This is a genomic window from Sphingomonas gellani (genome assembly GCF_900110035.1).
Taxonomy (GTDB): domain Bacteria; phylum Pseudomonadota; class Alphaproteobacteria; order Sphingomonadales; family Sphingomonadaceae; genus Sphingomonas; species Sphingomonas gellani.
Genome location: NZ_FOCF01000005.1, coordinates 141,355 through 167,241, shown reverse-complemented (window position 1 = coordinate 167,241; position 25,887 = coordinate 141,355). Strand labels below are relative to the sequence as shown.

The window sequence follows — 25,887 nt, the reverse complement described above, 5'->3', positions numbered from 1 at the left end:
GCCCTAAGGTTGGCGCGGGTTGCCGCTGGGGGTCAAGTGGGTTGCCGGACTTGCCGCACAGTCGATCGCCAGCTATGTTGAACATGTTAAACGGAGGCGGCATGCTGGGCGTCAGATTGGACGAAGACCTGGAGCGGCGGCTCGCGGCGGTGGCGCGGTCGCAGGGCCGCAGCAAGAGCGACATCGCCCGTGAGGCCGTGCGCCGCTATGTCGACCTGCACGACGAGGCGTATCGTCGCGAGGCGCGTCGCCAGTCGCTGCGCGCGACGCGGCGTGACGCGGGCGCCCAGCCGTTGGGCGAGGACACGCCATGACGGAACTGACGCGCGGCGCGATCGTACTGGCACGGACGCATGACGCCGTCGGGGACTTGGTCGCATGTCTGGTGATCCAGTCGGACCTGTTCAACGACACGCATGGAACGATCACGGTATGTCCGCTGACCCAGGTCATCGGTGGGGAGACGCTGTTCCGCGTGACGCTGTCCCCGCAGGAGCATACCGGCCTGACCGCGGAGAGCGAGATCCAAGTCGACAAGCTCGTCTCGATCCGGCGCGAACGGCTGGACCGCGTGATCGGGCATGCATCGCCGACCCGCATGGAACAGGTCGATCAGGCGTTGCGCCGCTGGTTGATGCTGTGACCCCCCTTTCTTCCGCACCATAGGAGCTATCTGATGACCCCCGCAGTCAAGGCGATCCTGGACAAGTATGAGGGCACCAGCCCCGCGGTGAAGCAGAAGCTCGCGCGCATCCTGATGCATGGCCGCCTGGGCGGGACGGGAAAGCTGGTGATCCTGCCGGTGGACCAAGGCTTCGAGCATGGGCCTGCACGCTCCTTCGCGGTCAATCCGCCGGCTTATGACCCCCACTACCATTACCAAATGGCGGTCGACGCGGGGCTGTCGGCCTTTGCGGCGCCGCTCGGGATGCTGGAGGCGGGCAGCGAGACCTTTGTCGGACAGGTGCCGACCATCCTGAAGCTCAACAGTTCGAACAGTTGGGCGACCTCGATCCAGCAGGCGATCACCGGCAGCGTCGACGACGCGCTGCGCCTGGGCTGCGCGGCGATCGGCTTCACCATCTATCCGGGATCGGACCTGATCTTCGAATCGATGACGCAGATCGCTGAGCTGCGTGCGGAGGCAGAGGCGGCGGGCCTGGCGACGGTGATCTGGAGCTATCCGCGCGGCGGCGAACTGAGCAAGGACGGGGAACTGGCGCTGGATGTCGGCGCATACTCCGCCCACATGGCCGCCCTGCTCGGCGCGCACATCATCAAGGTGAAGCTGCCGACCGCGCATATTGAACAGGCGGAGGCAAAGGAAGCTTACAAGGGCACCGACTGGTCGAACCAGGCCGACCGGGTCCGCCATGTGGTGCAGTCCAGCTTTGCCGGGCGGCGGATCGTGGTGTTCTCCGGCGGTGCGTCCAAGGGAACGGACGCCGTGTTCCAGGATGCGCGCGACGTGCGTGACGGCGGAGGCAACGGCTCGATCATCGGACGCAACACGTTCCAGCGCTCCCGCGAGGATGCGCTGGCGATGCTCGACAAGCTGATCGCGATCTACAGGAACGAGGAATAAGGCCGCCGCGGCTTTCGTCCGGGCGGGTGAGCGGCTAGTCGGTGGGCATGACATCTGACGATCCGCTCGGCCCGCTCGATCCCGACTTCGCCATCTCGTTCAAGCGGGACGATCGCCGGCCGCCGTGCCAGCTGTACCTGATCTCTCCGCTGGATGTCGGGGGCGCGTTCCCGGACCGGCTGGTGCGGGCGCTGGATGCCGGGCCCGTCGCGGCGTTCCAGTTCCGGGTCAAGGACATGGACCAGCACATGGCGGCGCGGCTGGCCGAGCCGTTGCAGCGGATCTGCGCCGACCGGGACGTCGCGTTCATCGTCAACGACTCGATCAGCCTGGCCAAGCGATTGGGCGCGGACGGCGTCCATCTGGGCCAGGAGGACGGCGACCCGCGCGAGGCGCGCGACGTGCTGGGCCCCAACGTGCAGGTCGGCGTCACCTGCCACGACAGTCGCCATCTGGCGATGGAGGCGGGTGATGGCGGCGCCGACTATGTCGCGTTCGGCAGCTTCTTTCCGACCACGACGAAGGAGGTGAAGCATCGCCCCGACCCGTCGGTGCTCAGCTGGTGGTCCACTCTGTTCGAGCTGCCCTGCGTCGCGATCGGCGGGATCACGCCGGACAACGCGCCGTCCCTGATCGCGGCGGGTGCGGACTTCCTCGCGGTGTGCGGTTCGGTGTGGAACGGCGACGAGGCGGCGGCGGTTCGCGCGTTCGATGCTGTCCTGACGAAATGACGGCGGGCCGGATACGCCCGTGACACGCGTCGGCTGGATCATGCTGGCATTGGTGCTGCTGGTCGTCGCCGGCTTTGCCAGCACCGTGCGTTTCGGCGGCCCGTCCGCCACGCGGTTTCGGATGTCACGAGCCGCGCCCGCGGTCGAGGGCGTGTCCCCGGGCATGCTGACCATTCCCGTCCGGGGCGTGCGCCCGTCGCAGATCGCCGACAGTTGGGGCGACGCACGCGGCGATGGCACGCGCGAGCATCATGGCACGGACATCATGGCGGCGGCGGGGACGCCGGTCCTGGCGGTCATGCCCGGACGAGTCGAAAAGCTCTTCGCCAGCCGGTTGGGGGGCACGACGCTGTACCTGCGGTCGGCGGATCGGCGCTGGATCTATTATTATGCCCACCTGTCGGGCTACGCGCCGGGCGTGAGCGAGGGGCAGGTGGTGCGCGCGGGCGAGCCGTTGGGCTATGTCGGCGATACCGGCAACGCGGGCGCGGGCAATTACCACTTGCATTTCGGCGTGCAGAGGATGCTGCCGACCCAGCACTGGTGGGAGGGACAGGACGTGAACCCCTACCCGCTGCTTGCCGGACGGGCCGCGCAACGCTAGATCGCGGGGCACCGGGGCCTGATTGGTCCCTTTCGCTCTTTCCAGCAGGTTCATCCCATGAAGATCAGCGGCGTGGACATTCGTCCCGGCAACATCATCGAGTATGAAGGCGGCATCTGGCGCGCCGTGAAGATCCAGCACACGCAACCCGGCAAGGGCGGTGCGTATATGCAGGTCGAGCTGAAGAACCTGCGCGACGGGCGCAAGAACAACGTCCGCTTCCGCTCGGCGGAGACGGTGGAGCGCGTTCGGCTGGATACCAAGGACTTCCAGTTCCTGTTCGCCGATGGCGACAGCCTCGTATTCATGGATAAGGACACCTACGATCAGGTCAGCCTGCCGCGCGACCTGTTGGGCGATGCGGCCGCGTTCCTGCAGGACGGCATGGATGTGGTCATGGAACTGTACGACGAGGAGCCGATCAGCGTGCAGCTGCCCGATACGATCGAGGCGACGATCGTCGAGGCGGATGCGGTGGTGAAAGGTCAGACGGCCTCTTCCTCCTACAAGCCGGCGGTGCTCGACAATGGCGTGCGCGTCATGGTCCCGCCCCACATCGCGGCGGGTACGCGTATCGTGGTCGACGTGTACGAGCAGACATATGTGCGCCGAGCCGATTGAGACGAACAGCCGGGCTGTTCGCGCAGTCGGCCGGCCGGCCGGCGAGCGAAGCTCGACCTACGACGCGGGCTTCGCCCGCGGCGAATGACCCTTATGACCCTCCCCGAAAGGGGAGGGGGAGTTCTTTACGATGCCTTCCCATTCCGGCCTGTTCACCATCATCGAACGTGCGGCGCGCAAGGCGGCTTCGCGGCTGCGTCGCGACTTCAATGAGGTGCAGAACCTGCAGGTCAGCCGCAAGGGGCCGGCGGACTTCGTGTCGATCGCCGACAAGCGCACCGAACAGACCCTGTATGAGGAACTGAGCAAGGCGCGGCCGGACTGGGGCTTCCTGATGGAGGAGCGTGGCGAGATCGCGGGCGATCCGTCCAAGCCGCGCTTCATCATCGATCCGCTCGACGGCACCAGCAATTTCATCCACGGCATTCCCCATTTCGCGATTTCCATCGCGGTCGAGGAACCGTTGCCGTCGGGCAAGCGGGAGGTGACGACCGCGCTGGTCTATCAGCCGCTGACCGACGAGAGCTTCTGGGCCGAAAAGGGGCGGGGCGCCTGGCATACCGACCAGCGGTTGCGCGTGTCGTCGCGCCGCGACCTGGCGGACAGCCTGATCGCGACCGGCATTCCGTTCATGGGCCATGGCGACTTCGCCCAGTGGAGCCGTATCTTCGGTGCGGTGGCGCCGGAGGTTGCGGGCATTCGCCGTTTCGGCGCGGCGGCGCTGGACCTCGCCTGGGTCGCGGCGGGACGGTTCGACGGATTCTGGGAATCGGACCTGAAGCCCTGGGACGTCGCGGCCGGCGTGCTGCTGGTGCGTGAGGCGGGCGGTTACGTCACCGACTTCCGGGGTGGCGACAAGCCGTTCGAGCGCAACGAATTCCTGGCTGCCAATGACGGTCTGCATTCGAAGCTCCACAAGCTGGTGGCCAACGCGCTCCGCTGACGCTCACTGACCGGGTGGGGCGGCGTGTCGATTGAGAGTGATTCGCAACGGCTCGCACGCCTTGCCCGGTACCGTTCACCGGCCTAAAGCGGGCCCGTTCCGTTCGCACCTGCGAGAAGCGTTTTGGTCGACCTGTCGCAATATCTGCCGATCCTTCTGTTCCTGGGCGTGGCCCTGGCACTGTCGTCGGCTTTCGTGTTCCTACCCATCCTGGTCGCTCGCCTGACGGGTGCGGCCAAGCCGACGCCTGAGAAGCTGAGCGAGTATGAGTGCGGGTTTCCCGCGTTCGAGGACCCGCGCAGCCAGTTCGACGTCCGCTTTTATCTCGTCGCCATCCTGTTCATCATCTTCGATCTGGAGGCGGCGTTCCTATATCCTTGGGCTGTAAGCGTTTTCAGCCTCGGCTGGACCGCTTGGGCCGCGATGATGATCTTCATCGGCGAGCTTGCGCTCGGGCTCGTCTATGCGTGGAAGAAGGGAGCGTTGGATTGGGAGTAGAGCTTCACTCCGGTCCCGTTGAACTGGATCGCTCGACCTCTTCGGCGGCGGTGATCCCGCCGGATCAGGGGTTTTTCGACAGCCTGAACGGCGAACTGACGGATAAGGGCTTCCTGGTCACCTCGACCGAGGAGCTTTTTCAGTGGGCCCGTACCGGTTCGCTGTGGTGGATGACGTTCGGTCTGGCGTGCTGCGCCGTGGAGATGATCCACGTCAACATGCCGCGCTACGACCTCGAACGATTCGGCGCCGCGCCGCGCGCATCGCCGCGTCAGTCGGACGTGATGATCGTCGCGGGAACGCTGTGCAACAAGATGGCGCCGGCGCTGCGCAAGGTCTACGACCAGATGTCGGAGCCGAAGTACGTCATCTCCATGGGCAGCTGTGCAAACGGCGGCGGCTATTACCATTACAGCTATTCGGTGGTGCGTGGTTGCGACCGCGTGGTGCCGGTCGACATCTACGTTCCGGGCTGTCCGCCGACGGCGGAGGCTTTGCTGTACGGCATCATGCAGTTGCAGCGTAAGATCCGCCGCTCCGGGAGCGTCGAGCGTTGAGGGCGCCGGCTCCTGCCTTTGCGGCCGACCGGAACGGCGAGACGATCGAGCGGGCGCAGGCCGCGCTCGGCGGTGATCTTCTCGAGGCGCGCGAGCGTGTCGGCGAGGTGCAGCTGTGGGTCCAACGCGATCGGCTGGTACAGGCCGTGACGGCGCTGCGCGACACGCCGGGGCTGGAATATCAGCAGCTGATGGAGATCGCGGGCGTCGACTATCCCGAGCGCGCGGAGCGGTTCGAGGTCGTCTATTGCCTGCTGTCGCTGACCCGGAACCACCGCATCCATGTTCACGTCACTACGGATGACGTGCAGCCGGTGCCGTCGGTCACGTCCGTGTGGCCGGTCGCCGGATGGCTGGAGCGTGAGGTTTTCGACCTGTACGGCGTATTGTTCGCCGGCAACCCGGACCTGCGCCGCATCCTGACCGATTACGGGTTTACGGGACATCCGCTACGCAAGGACTTCCCGATGACGGGCTATGTCGAACTGCGCTACTCCGAGGAAGAGAAGCGGGTCGTCTATCAGCCGGTCAGCCTGCAGCAGGATTTCCGCAATTTCGACTTCATGAGTCCCTGGGAAGGTGCCGAGTACGTGCTGCCCGGCGATGAGAAGGCGGCGCTTCCTCAGGCGAAGGGCGCGCCGACACCATTGTCGGCCGACACAGTGCAAAAGGCGGACGCGACCAAGACGCCGGTTGCGGCGCCCGCCGGCGACAGCGGCAGCTATGCCAAGGGCACCAACGTGTCCGCAGACGCGAGGGCGAACGCGAAGCCGGCCGATCCCAATGTGGTGCCGACGCAAGGCAAGGGACAGAATCAGTGAGCGAGCCCGCCACGACCACGATGGATCCTTATATCGAGGAGCTGCTGGGTGAAACCAGCGCGGCCCACCCGGACACCGGCGACGTCACGATCCAGAACTACACGATCAACTTCGGCCCGCAGCACCCTGCGGCGCACGGCGTGCTGCGCCTGGTCATGGAGCTGGACGGCGAGTTGATCGAGCGGATCGATCCGCATGTCGGCCTGCTGCACCGCGGCACCGAAAAGCTGATCGAGGCGAAGACCTACGCGCAGGCGCTGCCGTATTTCGACCGGCTCGATTATTGTTCGCCGATGTGCATGGAGCACAGCTTCGTGTTGGCGGTGGAGAAGCTGCTCGACATCGAGGTGCCGGTGCGGGCGCAGTATTTGCGGGTGTTCTTCGCGGAACTGACGCGCATCTGCAATCACATGCTGAACCTGGGCAGCCATGTCATGGATGTCGGCGCGATGACGCCGAACCTGTGGCTGTTCGAGATCCGCGAAGATTGCATGAACTTCTTCGAGCGGGCGTCGGGCGCTCGCATGCACCACAATTACATGCGGCCCGGCGGTGTGCATCAGGACGTGCCGCTGAAGCTGCTGACCGACATCGACGATTGGCTCGACACGCGCCTGCCGCGCCTGTTCGAGGATGCGATCAGCCTGGTGGCCGACAACCGCATCTTCAAGCAGCGCAACGTGGATATCGCGACGGTCAGCCGCGACGACGCGATCGCCTGGGGTTTTTCCGGACCGATGATCCGTGCCGCCGGCATCCCGTGGGACCTGCGCAAGTCGCAGCCCTATGATGTCTACGACCGCATGGAGTTCGACGTGCCGGTCGGAACACGCGGCGACTGCTATGATCGGTTCATGGTGCGCGTCGAGGAGGTTCGTCAGTCCGCGCGGATCATGAAGCAGTGCCTGGCGCAGATGCCCGAGGGTCCGATCGCCTCGCTGGATCGCAAGGTGGTTCCGCCGAAGCGCGCGGAGATGAAGCAGTCGATGGAAGCGCTGATCCATCACTTCAAGCTCTACACCGAGGGATTCCACGTGCCCGCCGGTGAGGTCTATGTCGCGACGGAAAGTCCCAAGGGCGAGTTCGGCGTGTATCTGGTCGCGGATGGCAGCAACAAGCCGTACCGGTGCAAGATACGTCCCACTGCCTTCAGCCATCTGCAGGCGATGGACTTCATGAGCCGCGGGCACATGCTGGCGGACACCACCGCCATCCTGGGCGCCATGGATATCGTTTTTGGTGAATGTGACCGCTGATGGCTGACGCACCCAACATCCACGACGAGGCGGAAGTCCGCGCGCGCTGGGGCGCGTTCGCCTGGACCGACGACAATCAGCGCAAGGCGAACGAGGTCATCGGGCGCTATCCGGCCGGGCGTCAGCAGTCGGCGTCGATCCCGTTGCTCGATCTCGCACAGCGGCAGGTCGGGGCTGAGACGAGTACGCAGGGCTGGTTGCCGGTGCCGGTGATCGAGTTCGTCGCGCGGCAGATCGGCGTGCCGTACATCCGCGTGTACGAGGTCGCGACCTTCTACACGATGTTCAACCTGGCTCCGGTCGGGCGCTATCACGTGCAGGTGTGCGGTACGACGCCGTGTGTCCTGGGCGGCAGCGACGACGTGTTCGCGGCCTGCAAGAACCACGGGTTGGTCAAGGGCCGCACGACTCCGGATGGCCTGTTCACGCTGACCGAGGTGGAGTGCATGGGCAATTGCTCCAACGCGCCCATGATGCAGATCAACGACGACAATTTCGAGGATCTGGACTACGACTCCACGACCCGCATCCTGGAAGCGCTGGCGCGCGGCGACACGCCGACGCCGGGATCGCAGACGGGACGCCGGTCGAGCGAGCCGGCGGGGGGGCCGACTACGCTGACCGCGATGGTCCAGGACAATCACGATTACCGGGGTGAATGGAACACGGCCCATGCTGGCTGACAAGGATCGCATCTTCACCAACTTGTACGGGTTCCAGCCGTGGAACCTGGATGCGGCGCGTGCGCGCGGCGACTGGGACAACACCAAGGCGCTGCTGGAGCTGGGCCAGGACAAGATCATCGACGTCGTCAAGGCGTCGGGTCTGCGCGGGCGGGGCGGGGCGGGGTTCCCGACCGGCACCAAATGGTCGTTCATGCCCAAGGAGCCGAAGCCGGACCGGCCCAACTTCCTGGTCATCAACGCCGACGAGTCCGAGCCGGGTTCGTGCAAGGACCGCGAGATCATCCGCCACGATCCGCACAAGCTGATTGAGGGCGCGCTGGTCGCCGGCTTCGCGATGCGGGCGCGGGCGGCGTACATCTACATTCGCGGTGAGTACATCCGCGAGGCCGAGACGCTGTTCGCGGCGGTGGCGGAAGCGTACCAAGCCGGCCTGATCGGCAAGAACGCCTGCGGTTCGGGCTACGACTTCGACGTGTTCGTCCACCGGGGTGCCGGCGCGTATATCTGCGGCGAAGAAACCGCGATGCTGGAAAGCCTGGAGGGCAAAAAGGGGCAGCCGCGCCTGAAGCCGCCGTTTCCGGCCGGCGCCGGGCTGTACGGATGTCCGACCACCGTCAACAACGTCGAGTCGATCGCGGTCGCGCCGACGATCCTGAGGCGCGGTGCCGAGTGGTTCTCCAGCTTCGGTGCGGAGAACAACAAGGGTACAAAGCTGTTCCAGATCAGCGGGCACGTGAACAAGCCGTGCGTGGTCGAGGAGGCCATGAGCATCAGCTTCCGCGAGCTGATCGAGACGCATTGCGGCGGCATCCGGGGTGGCTGGGACAATCTGCTCGCGGTGATTCCTGGCGGATCGTCGGTGCCGCTGGTGCCGGCAGCGCAGATCATCGATTGCGCGATGGACTTCGATGGCCTCAAGGCGGTCGGCTCCGGCCTTGGCACGGCCGCGATCATCGTCATGGACAAGTCCACCGATGTGGTCCGCGCGATCAGCCGCATCAGCTATTTCTACAAGCATGAAAGCTGCGGCCAGTGCACGCCGTGCCGCGAAGGCACCGGCTGGATGTGGCGGGTGATGGAGCGGCTGCGCACCGGCGAGGCCGACATCGGCGAGATCGACATGTTGCAGCAGGTGACCAAGCAGGTCGAGGGCCACTCAATCTGCGCGCTGGGCGATGCGGCCGCATGGCCGATCCAGGGCCTGATCCGGCATTTCCGCCCCGAGCTGGAGCGGCGGATCACCGAACGTGGCAACGGACTGGGCGGCGGCATGGCCCCCATGCAGGAAGCGGCTGAGTAATGCCCAAGCTGAAGGTAGACGGGATCGAGGTCGAGGTGCCGCAGGGCGCCACGGTCCTTCAGGCATGCGAGGCGGCGGGGAAGGAAATCCCGCGCTTCTGCTATCACGAGCGGCTGTCGATCGCGGGCAATTGCCGCATGTGCCTGGTCGAGGTGAAGCCTGGTCCGCCAAAGCCGCAGGCGTCGTGCGCGCTGCCGGCTGCGGACAACCAGGAAGTCTTCACCACCACGCCGATGGTGAAGAACGCCCGTGAGGGCATCATGGAATTCCTGCTCATCAACCATCCGCTCGACTGCCCGATCTGCGATCAGGGCGGCGAGTGTGACCTGCAGGATCAGTCTGTCGCCTATGGCCGTGGGCACAGCCGCTATGCCGAAAACAAGCGCGCGGTGACCGAGAAGTACATGGGTCCGATCGTCAAGACGATCATGACCCGTTGCATCCAGTGCACCCGCTGCGTCCGTTTCGCCGAAGAGGTCGCGGGTGTGGAGGAGATCGGCGCGATCTATCGCGGCGAGAACATGCAGATCACGTCCTATCTGGAAGAGGCGGTGACCAGCGAGCTGTCTGGCAACGTCGTCGACCTGTGCCCGGTCGGTGCGCTGACCAGCAAGCCCTACGCCTATGAGGCGCGGCCCTGGGAATTGAAGAAAACGCTGACCATCGACGTCATGGATGCGGTCGGCACGAACATCCGCCTCGACAGCCGTGGGCGTCAGGTTCTGCGCTGCGTTCCTCGCATCAACGAGGACGTGAACGAGGAATGGGCGCACGACAAGACGCGCCACGCGGTCGACGGGCTCGTTCGTCGTCGGCTTGACCGCCCCTATGTGCGTCAGGGCGGGAAGCTCGTTCCGGTCAGCTGGGACGAGGCATTCCGCGCGATCGCGGCGGTCGATCATGGCTGCAGCGTCGCGGCGGTCGCGGGCGATCTGGTCGATTGCGAAACGATGTATGCGGCCAAGGCGCTGGTTCGCGCCTTGGGCGGCGATCGGTTCGAAGGGCGCCAGACCGGCATGGACTATGACACGTCCAGCCTGGCGGCGGTGAACTTCAACACCACGATCGCGGGCACCGAGCGGGCGGACGCGATCCTGCTCGTCGGCACCAACCTGCGCTGGGAAGCGCCGCTGGTGAACACCCGCGTGCGCAAGGCGATCAAGAAGGGTGCCAAGGTCTTTGCGATCGGCCCAGAAACGGAGCTGACCTACAAGGCCGAGTGGCTTGGCGACGACCTGTCGCTGCTGAACGATCTGCCCCAGGCCGTGCGTGACGCCTTTGGTGGTGCGGAGCGGCCGATGGTGATCGTCGGTGGTGCCGCGCTGAAGGGGGGCCATGGTGCCGCGCTGGGGCTGGTGGCGGCGTTGGGCCTGATCAAGGACGGCTGGAACGGCTTCAACGTGGTGCACATGGCTGCGGCGCGTATGGGCGGGCTGATGCTGGGCTATGCGGCGAAGGGCGGCATCGCGGACCTGCACGACGCCAAGCTGACCTTTTTCCTCGGGGCGGATGAGGTGGACTATACCCGCTTTACCGGCTTCAAGGTCTATGTCGGGCATCATGGCGATGCCGGCGCGCATCACGCCGACGTGGTTTTGCCGGGCGTGAGCTATGCGGAAAAGTCCGGCACGTACGTCAATCTGGAGGGGCGGGTGCAGCGCGGCGAGCGCGCGGTGTTCGCGCCAGGCGACGCGCGCGAGGACTGGAGCATCTTCCGCGCCATGTCGGACGTGCTTGGCTGCACGCTTCCGTTCGACAGCCTGGCGGGGCTGCGCGAGGAGATGTTCGCGGCGGTTCCGGCGCTGCGCCACCAGGGTCTTGCCCAATATGACTGGACCATGCCCGCGGTTGGCGGCTCTGCGTCGGGTACGATAGCGGGCTATCCGATCAAGGACTTCTATCTGACCAACGCGATCTGTCGCGCGAGCCCGACTATGCAGCGCTGTTCAGCCGAACTTGTCCACGGACAGGACTTCGCGGAGGCGGCGGAATGACCGGCTTCTTCCAGAACACGGTCGGCCTGCCTTATGGGTGGGCATGGTTCGTCGCAACGATCGTCGGCATCCTCGTGATCGCCTTGCCGCTGATGCTGGCGGTGGCGATGATCATCTATGCCGATCGCAAGATCTGGGCGGCGATGGCGCTGCGCCGCGGTCCCAACGTCGTCGGCCCATTCGGCCTGCTGCAGAGCTTCGCCGACGGCCTGAAGGTCTTCCTGCAGGAAACGATCATCCCGTCGGCAGCCAACCGGGCGCTGTTCCTGCTCGCGCCGATCATCACCTTTACGGTGGCACTGATCGTGTGGGCGGTGATCCCGTTCCAGGCCGGGGTTGTCTTGGCCGACATCAACGTCGGTCTGCTCTACATCCTCGCGGCGTCGTCGCTGGGTGTGTACGGGATCATCCTGTCGGGCTGGTCGTCCAACTCCAAATACCCATTCTACTCCGCGCTTCGCGCCGCGGCACAGATGGTCAGCTACGAGGTCGCGATCGGCTTCGTATTGATCACGGTCGTTCTGTGGGCCGGCAGCTTCAACCTGTCGCACATCGTGCTGGCACAGCAGAACCTGTTCGGCGTCCACCTGAACGGCTTCGGCTTCAACCCGCTGCTGTTTCCGATGGCGGTCGTGTTCCTGATCTCGTCCATGGCCGAGACTCAGCGCGCGCCATTTGACCTGACCGAGGCGGAGTCGGAACTGGTTGCCGGCTATCAGACCGAATACAGTTCGATGAGCTTTGCGCTGTTCTGGCTGGGTGAGTACGCCAACGTCATCCTGATGTGCGTGCTGAATGCGACGCTGTTCTGGGGCGGATGGCTGCCCCCGGTCGACTGGGCGCCGCTCTACTGGGTGCCAGGGATCATCTGGCTGTTTGGGAAGATGCTGTTCTTCTTCTTCGTGTTCAGCTGGGTGAAGGCGACGGTGCCGAGGTACCGGTACGACCAACTGATGCGTCTGGGATGGAAGGTATTCCTGCCGCTGTCGCTGTTGTGGGTCTTCCTGGTGTCGGGCGTGTTGATGCTGGACCGGGTCGGCACCTCTGGAGCACCGCTTCAGCCGGTCGCGATGACGGCGACGCCGGCGGGTCGTTCGTGAGCGTGGCGACGGGTTTTCTGACGCGGGTCGGCAGCGGCCATCGCGCGTTGATGCGCCGGGCGCTCGCTGGCGTGATCTTGGGTTTGACGGTCGTGGCGATCGATCGGGTAATGGGGTTCGGATCGTGACGGTAGGTCAGCTGGTCAAGTCGTTTACGCTTTGGGAGTTCGTGAAGGCGCACGCGCTAACGCTGCGCTATTTCTTCAAGCCCAAGGCGACGATCAACTATCCGTATGAGCGCAATCCCGTCAGCCCCCGCTTTCGGGGTGAGCATGCGCTGCGCCGGTATCCCAATGGCGAGGAACGCTGCATCGCGTGCAAGCTGTGCGAGGCGGTATGCCCGGCACAGGCGATCACGATTGAGGCGGAGCCGCGTGATGATGGCAGCCGTCGCACGACCCGCTACGACATCGACATGACCAAGTGCATCTATTGCGGATTGTGCCAGGAGGCATGCCCGGTGGATGCGATCGTCGAGGGGCCGAACTACGAATTCGCGACCGAAACGCGCGAGGAGCTGATCTACAACAAGCAGAAATTGCTCGATAACGGCGATCGTTGGGAAGCCGTGCTCGCGCAGAACCTTGCCGCGGATGCGCCGTACCGTTAAGCGCGCCGATTAATCGCTTGGCCGGCCTCCGAAACGGGGCCGGGCAGAATCTAGGGCTGGACCCCGGCGGCGTGTCGGGGTGAGAACAACAGGGACCGGTCTTGATCCAGGCCATTGCCTTTTACCTCTTCGCGGCCGTGGTCATCGTTTCGGCGGTGATGACGATCGCGTCGCGGAACCCCGTCCATTCGGTGATGTGGCTCATCCTCGCGTTCTTCAACGCGGCGGGCCTGATGGTGCTGGTCGGCGCCGAGTTCATCGCGATGCTGCTGGTCATCGTCTATGTCGGCGCGGTGGCGGTGCTGTTCCTCTTTGTCGTCATGATGCTCGACATCGACTTCGCGGAAATGCGGGCCGGCGTAGCGCGCTATTTCGGCATCGGTCTGGCGCTGGCGGTTGCACTGGCGGCGGAGGTCATGGTGGCGGTCGGCGCGTGGAGCGCGGGTCAGATCGATCTCAGCCGGCGGGCCGCGCCGATCGACCCGGCGGTGCCGAACATCGCGGCGATCGGACAGCTGCTGTACACTCGCTACCTCTTCATCTTCGAGGCAGCCGGACTGGTCCTGCTGGTCGCGATGATCGGGGCGATCGTGCTGACCCATCGCGAGCGTGGGGGTACGCGCTACCAAAACATTTCCCGCCAGAACGCGCGTCGCCCGCAGGACGCGGTCCGCAACGTCGATCAGCCGGTCGGGCAGGGGGTTCAGCTGTGATCGGACTGACGCATTATCTGGTCGTCGCGGCGATCCTGTTCACGCTGGGCGTGCTGGGCATCTTCCTGAACCGGAAGAACCTGATCGTCATCCTGATGGCGATCGAGTTGATCCTGCTGGCCGTCAACATCAACCTAGTCGCCTTTGCCGCGTATCTGCATGATCTGGTCGGGCAGGTGTTCGCGATGTTCGTGCTGACTGTGGCCGCAGGCGAGGCGGCGATCGGCCTGGCCATTCTGGTGATCTATTTCCGGGGCCGGGGCACCATCGCGGTCGACGACGTCAACCGGATGAAGGGGTAACAAGTCGGTGACGTCGATCCTGTTCATCGTTTTCCTGCCGTTGCTGGCTGCGATTGTCGCAGGTCTGGGCAACAAGGCGATCGGCTTCGTGCCGGCCAAGGCGGTCACTACGGGCGCTCTGTTCTTGTCGTGCGCGCTGTCCTGGCCGATCTTCGTTGGGTTTCTGTCGGGCGCAAACAGCGCCACGGTCGTGCCGGTGCTGGAGTGGATTCATTCCGGCGACATGAACGCCGCCTGGGCGCTCCGCGTCGACGCGCTGACGGCGGTGATGCTGGTCGTCATCACCAGCGTGTCCGCATTGGTCCACCTGTATAGCTGGGGCTATATGAGCGAGGATCCGGACCAGCCGCGCTTCTTCGCATACCTGTCGCTGTTCACCTTCGCGATGCTGATGCTGGTCACGGCTGATACGCTGGTGCAGATGTTCTTCGGCTGGGAAGGCGTTGGACTGGCGTCGTACCTGCTGATCGGGTTCTGGTTTCGTAAGCCCAGCGCCAACGCCGCCGCGATCAAGGCGTTCGTGGTCAATCGCGTCGGCGATCTGGGCTTCATGCTCGGAATCTTCGGCACTTTCCTGGTGTTCGGCACGGTGTCAATTCCAGCGATCCTGGCCGCCGCGCCTGCTCATGCGGGATCGACGATCGGGTTTCTGTGGTTCCGTGCCGACACCATGACGGTGCTGTGCCTGCTGCTGTTCGTTGGCGCGATGGGCAAGTCTGCTCAGCTCGGCCTGCATACCTGGTTGCCGGACGCGATGGAGGGACCGACGCCCGTCTCGGCGCTGATCCATGCAGCGACGATGGTGACCGCCGGCGTGTTCATGGTGTGCCGCCTCTCACCGATGTTCGAGGTCAGCCCGGCAGCGCTGGACGTGGTGAAGTTCGTCGGCGCGGCGACCTGTCTGTTCGCCGCGACGTGCGGCATGGTTCAGACCGATATCAAGCGGGTGATCGCCTATTCTACCTGCTCGCAACTCGGTTACATGTTCTTCGCGGCCGGTGTCGGTGCCTATGGCGCGGCGATGTTCCACCTGTTCACGCACGCCTTCTTCAAGGCGTTGCTGTTCCTGGGCGCGGGATCGGTGATCCATGCCATGCATCATGAGCAGGACATGCGTTACTATGGCGGGCTGCGGAAAAGCATCCCGGTCACTTTTTGGGCGATGATGCTTGGCACGCTGGCGATCACCGGCGTGGGCATCCCGGCCGTTTTCGGGAACCCGTTGGGTATCGGCTTTGCTGGCTTCCACTCCAAGGACGCCATCATCGAGGCAGGCTGGGCGGCGAACGAGACCGGCGTGTGGTTCGTCGGCGTACTGGTTGCCGCGATCACCAGCTTCTACTCGTGGCGCCTGATGTTCCTGACCTTTTGGGGTACGCCGCGTTGGACCGCGTCGGAGCACATCCAGCATGCGCTGCACGATGCGCACGGGCACGATGCACACGGGCACGGTCACGACGCACACCATGCCGACGAGGCGCACGGCAATCCGGCGCAGGCGGAGGACGGCGGGGACCGGCCGTCGGAGCATGGCCCGTCTCAGCAGGATCTGCCTGCCGGGACCGGCGGCTATCATCCGCATGAGAGCCCGTTGCCGATGCTGATCCCGCTGATCGTCCTGTCGATCGGTGCGGTGGCAGCCGGTTTCGTGTTCCACGGCTATTTCATCGAGCCGACGTCGGGCGAAACCTATTGGAAGGGTGTGATCGCGTTCCGCGAACACCTGATGCACGCAATGCACGAGGTTCCGGTGCCGGTGAAGCTGTCGGCGACGATCGCGATGCTGCTCGGCCTGCTGACCGCGTGGTACGCCTATATCCGCTCGCCAGAGACGCCGAAGGCCGTCGCGAACCAGCTGCCGCTGTTGTACCGCTGGTTTCTCCACAAATGGTACTTCGACGAGCTGTACAACCTCATCTTCGTACGTCCGGCGTTCGCCATCGGCAGGTTGCTGTGGCATCGCGGCGACGAGAAGACGATCGATCGCTTCGGCCCGAACGGCTCCGCCTTCCTGGTACAGGTCGGCAGCCGGGCAGCGGCTCGGCTCCAGTCAGGATATGTCTATACCTATGCTTTCGTCATGCTGATCGGGCTGACCGCCGCGGTCACCTGGGCCATTGCGCGGTGATCGGGTGATGCAAGGCTTTCCCATCCTTTCCGTCATGCTGGCGGTTCCGGCTATCGGCGCGCTGGCGTGTTTGTTCTTGCCGGCGCAGACCGCTCGCCTCGTCGCACTGGCTGCGACGCTGATCGATCTCGCGCTGGGCGTGCTGCTCTGGGCAAATTACGACATCGGCGGGGCGCAGTGGCAGTTCGTCGAGAGCGCCCCGATCTTCGGCCGGTTCGGCTGGGCGTTGGGCATCGACGGCTTCGCGCTGATGCTGATCATGCTCAGCGTGTTCCTGATGCCCATCTGCATCGGTGCGAGCTGGCGTTCGGTGACGGAGCGCGTGCCAGAGTACATGGCGGCGTTCCTGTTCACGGAGGTGCTGATGATCGGCACCTTCGCCGCACAGGACCTGCTCCTGTTCTACGTGTTCTTCGAGGCCGGGCTGATCCCGATGTACCTGATCATCGGCATCTGGGGCGGGGCCAACCGGATCTACGCGTCGTACAAGTTCTTCCTGTACACGCTGCTCGGTTCCGTTCTGATGCTGGTGGCGATGCTGTACATGTCGCAGACCGCCGGCACGACCAGCATCCCGGCGCTGATGGCCTACGACTTCCCGGCGCATGTCCAGACATGGTTGTGGCTCGCCTTCTTCGCATCGTTTGCGGTGAAGATGCCGATGTGGCCGGTGCACACCTGGCTGCCGGACGCGCACGTTCAGGCGCCGACGGCCGGCTCGGTGATCCTGGCGGGCGTTCTGCTGAAGCTTGGCGGCTATGGTTTCCTGCGCTTCAGCCTGCCGATGTTCCCGGAGGCGTCGGGACAGCTGACGTGGCTGATCTTCGCCCTGTCGGCGGTGGCGGTGGTGTACACCAGCCTTGTGGCGCTGGTGCAGTCGGACATGAAGAAGCTGATCGCTTATTCATCGGTGGCGCACATGGCGATCGTGACCGTCGGCCTGTTCGCCTTCAATCGGCAGGGTATCGAGGGCGCGATGATCGTGATGCTCAGCCACGGGTTGGTGTCGGGCGCCCTATTCCTGTGCGTGGGCGTCATCTACGACCGGCTGCACACCCGCGAGATCGCGCGGTATGGTGGCCTCAGCATCAACATGCCTCGCTATGCGCTGTTCTTCCTGCTGTTCACCATGGCGTCGATCGGTTTGCCGGGGACCAGCGGCTTCGTGGGCGAGTTCCTCAGCCTGATGGGCACGTACCGCGTCTCGACCTGGGCCGCGCTGATCTGCACGACGGGCATCATCCTCGGCGCGGCGTACGCCCTGTATCTGTACCGGCGCGTCGCTTACGGCGAGATCAAGTCGGAAGAGGTTCGGGCGATGCCGGACCTGTCCTCGCGTGAGCTGTGGCTGCTGGCGCCGATCGCGGCGGTGGTGCTGTGGATGGGCGTCTATCCCGAGAGCTTCCTGGCGCCGATGCGCAACGATGTCGGTCGGCTGCTCGCCCGTATCGAGCGTGCGACGCCGCATAGCGATTCCAACCCGACCGCCGGCAAACCCGGCCTGATCCCCGCCGCGCGGGCAGAGACGCACGAATGAGCATGGCCGCCGATTTCGCGATGGTTCTGCCGGAGGAGATCCTCTCGGTATCCGCCATCCTCCTGATGCTGGTGGCCGCTTGGGGTGGACAGCAGTCGACGCGGCTGGTGTCGATTGCATCGGTTTTCGTCCTGGTGGGCGCGGGCATCGCGCTTACCGGGCCGGCATCGTACGGCGGCAACGCCTTTGGCGGGCTGTTCCGCGCCGATGCGTTCTCCGCCTTCTGCAAGGTCCTGATCTATCTGGCGTCGGCCATTGCCATCGTGATGGCGCCGGCGTTCTTCGCCCGGACAAGCGGTGACGACCTGCGGCCGGAATATCCGGTGCTGATCCTGTTGTCGGCGGCTGGCATGGGCATGATGGCGTCGGCAGGCGACCTGCTGACCCTGTATGTCGGGTTGGAGCTGCAGAGCCTTGCAGCGTACGTGCTCGCGAGCTTCATGCGGCGTGATGGCCGGTCGGCCGAGGCTGGCCTGAAGTATTTCGTGCTCGGCGCGCTGGCCAGCGGCATCCTGCTCTACGGCGTTAGCCTGGTTTACGGCTTTACCGGCACGACCTTGTTCAGCGGGATCGGCACGGCGTACGCCGGGGCGCGGTCCACGGGATTGCTGTTCGGGCTGGTGTTCGTGTTCGCAGGCATCGCCTTCAAGATTTCAGCCGTCCCGTTCCACATGTGGACGCCGGACGTGTATGAAGGCGCGCCGACACCCGTCACCGCGTTCTTCGCATCCGCGCCGAAGGTTGCGGCGATGGCTATGGCGATCCGCGTGTCGGTCGGTGCGATGGGGCCCGCGGTCGATCAGTGGCGCCAGATCGTGATCTTCGCGGCCCTGGCCTCGATCATCCTCGGCGCGGTGGCGGCGATCGGGCAGACGAACATCAAGCGTCTGTTGGCATACAGCTCGATCAACAATGTCGGTTTCGCGCTCGTCGGTCTCGCGGCCGGTACGGCGCAGGGCGTGTCGGCGGTGCTGGTGTACCTGACCATCTACGTCGTCATGACATTGGGCAGCTTCCTGGTGGTCGTGCAGATGCGCGACGGCGCGGGTCAGCCGGTGGAGACGCTGGCCAGCTTGTCGGGCCTGTCGCGGACCCGGCCAGGTCTGGCGCTGGCGATGGCGATGTTCATGTTCTCGCTGGCTGGTATTCCACCATTGCTGGGCTTCAACGCCAAACTGGCGGTGTTCGACGCCGCGGTGCAGGCCGGGCTGTTCCCGCTCGCGGTGATCGGTTTCGCTGCTTCGGTGATCGGCGCCTATTATTATCTGCGCGTCGTCAAGGTCATGTATTTCGACGAGCCGGCGCCCGCTTTCGAGCGGCAGGATAACGTCGTGGAGGGCGGACTGATCGCGCTGAGCGCGGCGTTCGTGTCACCGCTCGGCTGGCTGTTGCTGGCGCCGCTCGGCATGTGGACCCTGCACGCGGCGCGGGCGCTGTTCTGACGATTATCCGGACGGTCGCCGAGACGGGATCGACCAACGCTGATCTCTTGGTACTGGCGGTGGACGGCGCCGTCGACGAGGGTGTCTGGTTGCGTGCCGAGCGTCAGCACGCGGGGCGCGGGCGGGAGGGGCGCAACTGGCTCTCTCCTGCCGGCAACCTGTACGTCAGCACGGTCGTGCGGATGCGTCCGACCGACCCGGCCGCGTCCGGTCTGGCACTGATAGCGGCCGTTGCCCTGGACGACGCTGTGGGTGTCTTCCTCGACCGGAGCGGATCGACTGTCCAGCGCTGGCTGAAATGGCCGAACGATCTGTTGATCGATGGCGCCAAGCTGTCGGGTATCCTGCTTGAGCGACAGGGGCCGGCGGTCGTGGTGGGTTTCGGCGTCAATCTCCACCATCATCCCGACTTGGCCGGTCGACGGACCACCAGCCTGACAGCAGTTGGTGTGCCGGTAGAACCCGATGTGTTCCTGGAGGTGCTTGGAGACAGCTTTGCGCGCTGGCTGCAACGCTGGCGGGTCGAGGGGCTAGGGGCGGTTCGTCAAAGGTGGCTCGCACGGGCGCACCCGATCGGCACCGGCCTGACGGTACGATCGCCGGATGGCGAGGTCCTGGACGGGCTGTTCGACGGACTGGCCGACGACGGAGCGTTGCTGCTGCGCTTGGCGTCGGGCGAGCGGCGTGTCATCCACGCCGGCGATGTCTTTCACCTGTAGGGAGGCGGAATGCTGCTAGCGATCGACGCCGGCAACACCAATGTTGTGTTCGCCCTGCTGCAAGGGACCGAGATCGTCGGGCGATGGCGCATCGCCACGGACCCGCGCCGGACCGCGGACGAATATGCGGTCTGGCTGCACCAGTTGTTCGCGCTTCAAGGTTTTCGTCGTGAGGATGTCACCGGCGTGATCGTGGCGACTGTGGTTCCGCGTGCGCTCCACAACCTGCAGGTGCTGAGCGCGAAGTATTTCAACACCGAGGCGCTGATCGCGGGGCAGCCGCCGGTCGAATGGGGCATCACCATCGACGTCGAGGAACCCTCGTCACTGGGTGCCGATCGCGCCGTCAACACGGTGGCGGCGCATGCGCTGCATCCGGGCGACCTGATCGTCGTGGATTTCGGCACGGCGACGACATTCGACGTCAGCGACTTTTCGGGCACGTACAAGGGCGGCATCATCGCGCCCGGCATCAACCTGTCGCTGGATGCGCTGGTGACGGCGGCCGCCAAGCTGCCCCGCATCGCGATCGAGGCCCCGCCAAGGGACGGGACGGTGATCGGGCGCAACACGGTGACCCAGATGAACATCGGCATCTATTGGGGCTATGTCGCGATGATCGAGGGCCTGGTCGCGCGACTGAAGGCGGAGATCGGACGCCCGGCGAAGGTGATCGCCACGGGCGGCCTGGCGACCCTGTTCGAGCCCAACACCGCCGTGTTCGACGCGATCGAGCCGGACCTGACCATCAAGGGGCTGGCGATGCTGTGGCATCGCGCCCATATCCGACACTAGGCGCATCGGCGCGCGGGCAGATGCTTTCGGCATCGGTTCGACTCTTCAAGGAATTTCATGACTCCCTCCAATCAGGAACTGTTGTTCGTCGCGCTCGGCGGGTCGGGCGAGATCGGCATGAACGTCAATCTGTACGGCACGCGCGGCAAGTGGGTGATGGTGGATTGCGGCATCACCTTTGCCGATCCCCATTACCCGGGCGTCGACGTGATCCTACCCGATCTGTCGTTCATCGAGGATCGGTTGGACGACTTGGTCGGCATCGTCCTGACGCACGGGCACGAGGATCATATCGGCGCACTGCCGTATCTGGCCGAAGATCTGGGTGTGCCCATCTATGCCACGCCGTTCACGGCCGGGCTGGTCCGGGGCAAGCTGGAAGAGGAGCGGATCGCGAACGCCGTCGAGTTGAAGATGGTCGATCCGGGGCGGCGGTTCGCGGTGGGGCCGTTCAACTTCACCTTCGTGCCGCTGTCGCACTCGATCCCGGAGGCGAACGCCCTGTTGATCGAGACGGAAGACACGCGCGTGTTCCACACCGGCGACTGGAAGATCGACGCGACGCCCGTGATCGGCAATCCGGCGACTGGGGAACAGCTGACCGCGATCGGGGATACCGGTGTCGACGTGCTGGTGTGCGATTCGACCAACGTGTTCAATCCGCAGGCGTCCGGGTCAGAGGGCGATGTGCGGCAGGGTCTGATCGACACGGTCGCCGCGGCGCGTGGCCGGGTGCTTGTCACGACCTTCGCCTCCAACGCCGCGCGGTTGTCGACGCTGGGTGACGTGGCGCGAGAGACGGGGCGCAAGCTGTGCGTGGCGGGACGATCGCTGGATCGCATCCTGCGCGTGGCGCGGCAGTGCGGCTACCTGACCGACTTCCCGGAAACGGTGGATTTCGACGCGGCGATGCGGCTGCCGCGCAACGAGGTGCTGATCGTGGCCACCGGAGGGCAGGGCGAGCCGCGCGCCGCGCTGGCTCGCGTCGCTGACGGCAGCCATGCGATCAAGCTGGATGCGGGCGACACGGTGGTCTTCTCGTCGCGCCAGATTCCCGGGAACGAGGTTGCGATCGGACGCATCCAGAACACGCTAGCTGCCAAGGGCGTGATCATGGTGACCGAGCGGCAGGCGCATGTTCATGTGTCCGGCCACCCCGGACGTCCCGAGTTGGCGGAGATGTATCGCTGGATCCGCCCCGATCTGGTGCTGCCGGTGCACGGGGAAGTACGCCACCTGACCGAACATGCCCGCTTCGCGGTCAGCCAGGGTGTGCCGGCCGCGCTGGCGCAGAGCAATGGAGAGATCGTCCGGCTGGCGCCCGGTGCCGCGCAAAAGATCGGGCATGCGCCGATCGGCCGGCTGGTGCTGGATGGCGATGTGATCCTGCCTTCCAACGGTGCGACCATGAACGAGCGGCGCAAGCTGGCGGTGAATGGCCAAGTGTCGGTGGCTGTCGCGCTGGGGCGTGAAGGGCGCATGATCGGGCGACCACAGGTTCGCGTGCAAGGCGTACCCGTGGAAGAGGATCGCGACGCCTTCATCGCGGACGCAGTGGATGCCACGATCGAGGCGGTGAAGGGCCGCAACAAGGGCGAACGGCTGCGAGAGGACATTCGGCTGGCGGTCCGGCGGGCTGCGACGCGCTGGACGGGCAAGAAGCCGGTCGTGGACGTGTTGCTGATCGAGGGGTAAGCGGCATGCTCTGGACGTCGATGGTCGCCATCTACATCCTCTTCTGGGCGTTTTCCGTGTTCCTGGTGCTGCCATGGGGGGTACGGACGACGCATGAGGCGGGCGGGGAGGTCGTGCCGGGCCAGGCCGAAAGCGCGCCCCATCAGTTCGACGTCGGGCGGATCGCCGTCCGCGTCACCATCGTCGCGACCATCCTGTTCGCGCTGTTCCAGCTGAATTACCGGATGGGCTGGATCGCGGTCGACAGCTTCGATATCTTCGGCAGGATCGACGCGAACACGACGCGCTGAGCGCCGGTCGCTGACCGCCCGGCCGGCGCGGACCACATGTCTTTGCCTTGTTCGGCACCGCGTTAACCGGACGCTGGACGATGCGGTCTTGGCGTCGTTGCCGCGGTTGGTCGAGGGTACCCGGCTTTGGGTGGCGATCGACGTGCCCAGCGGGGTGCAGGCGGCCACCCACGCGGTACTAGGTTAGTTCCTTCCATGGCCCTGACGCTGGCGCTAGGAGCGGCAGAGCCTGCGCATCCGCTTCAACCTTCGGCCCCGCCCGACGACTGTCAACGCAGGCGTTCGATCGCCTGTGCCAGCGCCACGTACAGCTTGCCCATATCGGACGAAAGCAGGGTGACGCCGATCGGCGACCCCTCCGGCTGCGCCAAGACCGTCCGCAGCATCGCCTCGAAATCGTGGATGTAACGGTTCACCTGTTCGCGGAACATCACATTGTCGTCGTACAGCCGCGCCACGTCGCGCGCGACCGCAGCGTCGATGACCTTTACCGCGCGGCGCGTGAACACGCCCCTGTCCCCCTTCAGATACGCCGCCCAGGCGCTGTCGGAGATATCGGGTGCATAGGATTTGGTGATGTCGATCGACGCGGAGTTCAGCGCCTCGATCAGCAGCGAGACACGGCGGGCAAAGGTGTTGCTGTCCGCTTCCTCGCGCTCGGCCCGGGCCACCTCCAGCCGGCTTTCGACCAGCGCGGTCTGGTCCGCGATCGTGTTGATGTGGCCGGCCAGCCGCTCCGCCGCCCGCTCCGATGCAGCGACGGCGGTGTCGGTCGCGCGGGAAAGCGCGGAGATCTGCGCCTCCACCGTTTCGCTGGTCGCGCGTCGCATCGCGTCGCCGCTGGCTGTGCCGAGTGCCTGAGCCGCCTCTGGAATGACGGTCGCCAGCGTCTCCCGTGCGCGTTCCGCGGCCACGGTGGCGGTGTCGCGTACCCGCAACAGCGCCTCCACCAGGCGAGGCGCGGCCTCTTCCGCAAAGCGATTGGCGCGGCCGATCGTCTCGTCGACCATGTGGCCGAGCTGGTCCGCCTTGCCGCGACCAGCGTTGAGCGTGTCGAGCAGCGTGCCCGACAGCGTGTCCGCCGTGCGGCGCTGTTCGGCCATGACGTCCGCGATCGCCTCGATCGCGTCGTGGGTGCTCTCCGCCGCCGTCACCAGCGCCAGCAGCTCGGGCTTGGCCTGGCCGACCACCGACCGGCTGGCGGTGACCCGTGCGTCCAGCCGCGACAACGCGTCGGGCAGCGTTTCATCGATTTCCCGCGCGGCGGCGTCCAGCGCGATGAGGAGCGATTCGGTCGTGCCGATCGTTCGTGTCGCCATCGTCTCGCCGGCGCGCAGCGCCTCGGTCATCGCGTCCGCCGATCCGCCCAGCGCGCTGATCGAGGCGGCCAGCATCTGCGAGCGCTCGACACCCTGACGGTGCAGCGTGTCCAGGCGCCCTTCGACACGGGCCAGACCGTTGTCCAGTTCGCCGACGATGCTGTCGCCGGCGACACGCTGCCGCTCCAGCAGGGTCGTGACACGGTCGATCGTCTGTTCGACCGAGGCGATGCGGGTCGCCAGCGTATCGGCACTGTCGCGGGCGGCGCTGCCCAGCGCGGCCTGGCTGGCGCCGATCATCGCGAGCATGGCATCGCCCTGTGCCGCGATCCCCTTGCGCGCCTCGTCCACCGCGTCGGCGGTGCGGTCGAGCAGGGCGTCCACGGCGGTCGACATCTCACCCGTCACGCTTTCCAGGCGGGCGCCGGCAGTTTCGCTGGTCGCCTCCATCCGGGTGATGTGCGCGGCCAGCTTCTGTGCCGCGCCACCCGCGACGGCGTCGGCCTCCCGCCCACGATCGGCCAGTGCGACAAGCTGCGCGTGAAGCGCCGCCGCATGCTCGCTGGCGAGCAGCCCGGCCCGCTCCAGCAGGCGCGTCGCGTCCTCCGTCTCCGCCTTGGCGCGGGGCAGGGATGCAAGCAGGACCGACAGGCTCGACTGCGTACCCGATGTCGACTCAGCAAGGATGTGGGCGTGACCATCGATCTCCGCGATGTCCTCCGCCAGCCTGCGGCCCAGATCGGCAAAGCGCCCGGCGGCGACATTGCTGGCCGACGTCATCAACTCGATCTGTTCGGCCAGTGCCGCGCGATTCTCGGACAGGATCTGGCGGGCTGCGGCGGCGGATCGTTCCAGTGCGCCGGCCTGGGCCCGCATCGCGGCCGCCGTGCGGGCGAAGCGCCGTTGCTCGACCCGGCTGGTGCGCTGAGCCAGCAACCACGCGATGCCGATCAGGGCCGGGACGACGGCGAGAGCGGCAATGAACTCGACGGCCGCGACGCGGGTAAGCCCCGCCCACTCGGCGCGCACGAGCCACAGCGCAATCCCGATCCACAGCACGGCCAGAGCCGCCGCAGCGGCCGGCGCGACCCAGTGTGCGCCGTTCACCGGCCCCTCATGTGCGAAACCCGTCGATTCGGACGCAAAGCCGTCCGCCGGGTCGGGCCGGGACTGCCCGAGGCCCTCCTGCGTGTTAGCGTCTCCATCGCGGGCATTCGCCCACGCGCTCATTTCTGCGGCGCCCCCGTTCATGCATCGGCGTTTACCATGTCTTCGCACCCCGCAAAGCGAATAGCGCAACGAGTTGTTAAGCCGTGCTTTCTACAAGCCGAGCATGGCCTACGACCCTGGAGCGATCGACGCGGCGCTAGCCGCCGCGGTGGGAGACGAACCGGGACTGGTCGCGGAACTGCGGCTGGCCTTTGTGGATAGCGCCACCCGCGTCGTCGCCGGCCTGGAAACTGCATCGGATGCAACGGCCTGGCGGGACGGAACGGCGCGCCTGCGTGGGTTGGCCGCCAGCTTCGGCGCGGTCCGCCTGATGGCGCTGGCGGCGGATGCGGCAAAGGCGAACCCGGCCGACCCCGCCACGCTGACCCGCCTCAAACGCGCCATCGCCCGCTTCTAAGCGGCTTGCATCCC

General features: G+C 65.6%; 27 protein-coding genes. 26 read left to right on the top strand and 1 reads right to left on the bottom strand.

The features are described from left to right. Window positions 1-101 precede the first annotated feature (101 nt). The 25 genes from BMX37_RS11155 (at window position 102) to BMX37_RS11035 (ending at window position 22,927) form a co-directional block, all read left to right on the top strand. Entirely contained in the window at window positions 102-314 is a 213-nt protein-coding gene (locus BMX37_RS11155; protein ID WP_093665824.1) for a ribbon-helix-helix protein, CopG family, read from the top strand. Beyond that, window positions 311-643: a type II toxin-antitoxin system PemK/MazF family toxin gene (locus BMX37_RS11150; protein ID WP_093665823.1), complete on the top strand. Its 333-nt coding sequence runs from the start codon at window positions 311-313 to the stop codon at window positions 641-643. The genes BMX37_RS11155 and BMX37_RS11150 overlap by 4 nt, the downstream gene beginning before the upstream one ends. Window positions 644-676: 33 nt before the next feature. Further along, window positions 677-1,585, top strand: coding sequence for a class I fructose-bisphosphate aldolase (locus tag BMX37_RS11145; protein WP_093665822.1), 909 nt, complete (start codon window positions 677-679; stop codon window positions 1,583-1,585). A 47-nt stretch (window positions 1,586-1,632) separates the two neighbouring features. Beyond that, a complete protein-coding gene (gene thiE / locus BMX37_RS11140; protein ID WP_093665821.1) occupies window positions 1,633-2,316 on the top strand; it encodes a thiamine phosphate synthase in 684 nt (227 codons plus the stop codon). Between the two features lie 19 nt (window positions 2,317-2,335). Beyond that, complete coding sequence (locus BMX37_RS11135; protein WP_093665820.1) at window positions 2,336-2,920, top strand: M23 family metallopeptidase; 585 nt, start codon at window positions 2,336-2,338, stop codon at window positions 2,918-2,920. A gap of 57 nt (window positions 2,921-2,977) precedes the next feature. Then, complete coding sequence (efp, locus tag BMX37_RS11130; protein ID WP_093665819.1) at window positions 2,978-3,541, top strand: elongation factor P; 564 nt, start codon at window positions 2,978-2,980, stop codon at window positions 3,539-3,541. A 130-nt stretch (window positions 3,542-3,671) separates the two neighbouring features. After that, the gene (locus BMX37_RS11125; protein ID WP_093665818.1) at window positions 3,672-4,484 is read left to right on the top strand and encodes an inositol monophosphatase family protein; all 813 of its coding nucleotides are present in this window, start codon (window positions 3,672-3,674) and stop codon (window positions 4,482-4,484) included. A gap of 123 nt (window positions 4,485-4,607) precedes the next feature. Beyond that, the gene (gene ndhC / locus BMX37_RS11120; protein ID WP_093665817.1) at window positions 4,608-4,982 is read left to right on the top strand and encodes an NADH-quinone oxidoreductase subunit A; all 375 of its coding nucleotides are present in this window, start codon (window positions 4,608-4,610) and stop codon (window positions 4,980-4,982) included. A 23-nt stretch (window positions 4,983-5,005) separates the two neighbouring features. Then, on the top strand, window positions 5,006-5,539 hold the full coding sequence (locus tag BMX37_RS11115) for a NuoB/complex I 20 kDa subunit family protein (RefSeq protein WP_093665999.1): 534 nt from the start codon (window positions 5,006-5,008) through the stop codon (window positions 5,537-5,539). Continuing rightward, window positions 5,536-6,360: an NADH-quinone oxidoreductase subunit C gene (locus BMX37_RS11110; protein WP_093665816.1), complete on the top strand. Its 825-nt coding sequence runs from the start codon at window positions 5,536-5,538 to the stop codon at window positions 6,358-6,360. Before BMX37_RS11115 ends, BMX37_RS11110 begins: the two co-directional genes overlap by 4 nt. Before the next feature lie 20 nt (window positions 6,361-6,380). Further along, window positions 6,381-7,616: an NADH-quinone oxidoreductase subunit D gene (locus tag BMX37_RS11105; protein ID WP_093665998.1), complete on the top strand. Its 1,236-nt coding sequence runs from the start codon at window positions 6,381-6,383 to the stop codon at window positions 7,614-7,616. Then, on the top strand, window positions 7,616-8,299 hold the full coding sequence (locus tag BMX37_RS11100; protein WP_093665815.1) for a complex I 24 kDa subunit family protein: 684 nt from the start codon (window positions 7,616-7,618) through the stop codon (window positions 8,297-8,299). Before BMX37_RS11105 ends, BMX37_RS11100 begins: the two co-directional genes overlap by 1 nt. After that, on the top strand, window positions 8,289-9,602 hold the full coding sequence (gene nuoF, locus BMX37_RS11095; RefSeq protein ID WP_093665814.1) for an NADH-quinone oxidoreductase subunit NuoF: 1,314 nt from the start codon (window positions 8,289-8,291) through the stop codon (window positions 9,600-9,602). The genes BMX37_RS11100 and nuoF overlap by 11 nt, the downstream gene beginning before the upstream one ends. Beyond that, the gene (gene nuoG, locus BMX37_RS11090; RefSeq protein WP_093665813.1) at window positions 9,602-11,596 is read left to right on the top strand and encodes an NADH-quinone oxidoreductase subunit NuoG; all 1,995 of its coding nucleotides are present in this window, start codon (window positions 9,602-9,604) and stop codon (window positions 11,594-11,596) included. Before nuoF ends, nuoG begins: the two co-directional genes overlap by 1 nt. After that, window positions 11,593-12,696: an NADH-quinone oxidoreductase subunit NuoH gene (nuoH, locus tag BMX37_RS11085; protein WP_093665812.1), complete on the top strand. Its 1,104-nt coding sequence runs from the start codon at window positions 11,593-11,595 to the stop codon at window positions 12,694-12,696. Before nuoG ends, nuoH begins: the two co-directional genes overlap by 4 nt. 121 nt (window positions 12,697-12,817) lie before the next feature. Next, window positions 12,818-13,306: an NADH-quinone oxidoreductase subunit NuoI gene (gene nuoI / locus BMX37_RS11080; RefSeq protein ID WP_170841954.1), complete on the top strand. Its 489-nt coding sequence runs from the start codon at window positions 12,818-12,820 to the stop codon at window positions 13,304-13,306. A gap of 101 nt (window positions 13,307-13,407) precedes the next feature. Continuing rightward, entirely contained in the window at window positions 13,408-14,019 is a 612-nt protein-coding gene (locus BMX37_RS11075; RefSeq protein ID WP_093665810.1) for an NADH-quinone oxidoreductase subunit J, read from the top strand. Continuing rightward, window positions 14,016-14,321, top strand: coding sequence for an NADH-quinone oxidoreductase subunit NuoK (gene nuoK / locus BMX37_RS11070; protein WP_093665809.1), 306 nt, complete (start codon window positions 14,016-14,018; stop codon window positions 14,319-14,321). Before BMX37_RS11075 ends, nuoK begins: the two co-directional genes overlap by 4 nt. Before the next feature lie 7 nt (window positions 14,322-14,328). Beyond that, entirely contained in the window at window positions 14,329-16,449 is a 2,121-nt protein-coding gene (nuoL, locus tag BMX37_RS11065) for an NADH-quinone oxidoreductase subunit L (RefSeq protein WP_093665808.1), read from the top strand. 7 nt (window positions 16,450-16,456) lie between these two features. After that, window positions 16,457-17,986 (top strand): NADH-quinone oxidoreductase subunit M, encoded by a 1,530-nt coding sequence (locus tag BMX37_RS11060; RefSeq protein WP_093665807.1) that lies wholly within the window; start codon window positions 16,457-16,459, stop codon window positions 17,984-17,986. Next, window positions 17,983-19,428 carry an NADH-quinone oxidoreductase subunit NuoN gene (gene nuoN, locus BMX37_RS11055; protein WP_093665806.1) on the top strand — a complete coding sequence of 482 codons (1,446 nt, stop codon included), beginning with the start codon at window positions 17,983-17,985 and terminating at the stop codon, window positions 19,426-19,428. Before BMX37_RS11060 ends, nuoN begins: the two co-directional genes overlap by 4 nt. A 2-nt stretch (window positions 19,429-19,430) precedes the next feature. Then, a complete protein-coding gene (locus tag BMX37_RS11050; protein WP_093665997.1) occupies window positions 19,431-20,147 on the top strand; it encodes a biotin--[acetyl-CoA-carboxylase] ligase in 717 nt (238 codons plus the stop codon). A gap of 9 nt (window positions 20,148-20,156) precedes the next feature. Next, the gene (locus BMX37_RS11045) at window positions 20,157-20,942 is read left to right on the top strand and encodes a type III pantothenate kinase (protein ID WP_093665805.1); all 786 of its coding nucleotides are present in this window, start codon (window positions 20,157-20,159) and stop codon (window positions 20,940-20,942) included. Between the two features lie 57 nt (window positions 20,943-20,999). After that, a complete protein-coding gene (locus BMX37_RS11040) occupies window positions 21,000-22,637 on the top strand; it encodes a ribonuclease J (RefSeq protein WP_093665804.1) in 1,638 nt (545 codons plus the stop codon). Between the two features lie 5 nt (window positions 22,638-22,642). Continuing rightward, complete coding sequence (locus BMX37_RS11035) at window positions 22,643-22,927, top strand: DUF1467 family protein (RefSeq protein ID WP_093665803.1); 285 nt, start codon at window positions 22,643-22,645, stop codon at window positions 22,925-22,927. A 269-nt stretch (window positions 22,928-23,196) separates the two neighbouring features. Here the strand turns inward: BMX37_RS11035 and BMX37_RS11030 are convergent, their stop codons facing one another. Continuing rightward, complete coding sequence (locus BMX37_RS11030; protein ID WP_093665802.1) at window positions 23,197-25,476, bottom strand: coiled-coil domain-containing protein; 2,280 nt, start codon at window positions 25,474-25,476, stop codon at window positions 23,197-23,199. Window positions 25,477-25,579: 103 nt separating this feature from the next. Between BMX37_RS11030 and BMX37_RS11025 the strand changes: the two genes are divergently transcribed. Beyond that, a complete protein-coding gene (locus tag BMX37_RS11025) occupies window positions 25,580-25,873 on the top strand; it encodes an Hpt domain-containing protein (RefSeq protein ID WP_093665801.1) in 294 nt (97 codons plus the stop codon). The last annotated feature ends 14 nt before the right edge of the window (window positions 25,874-25,887 follow it).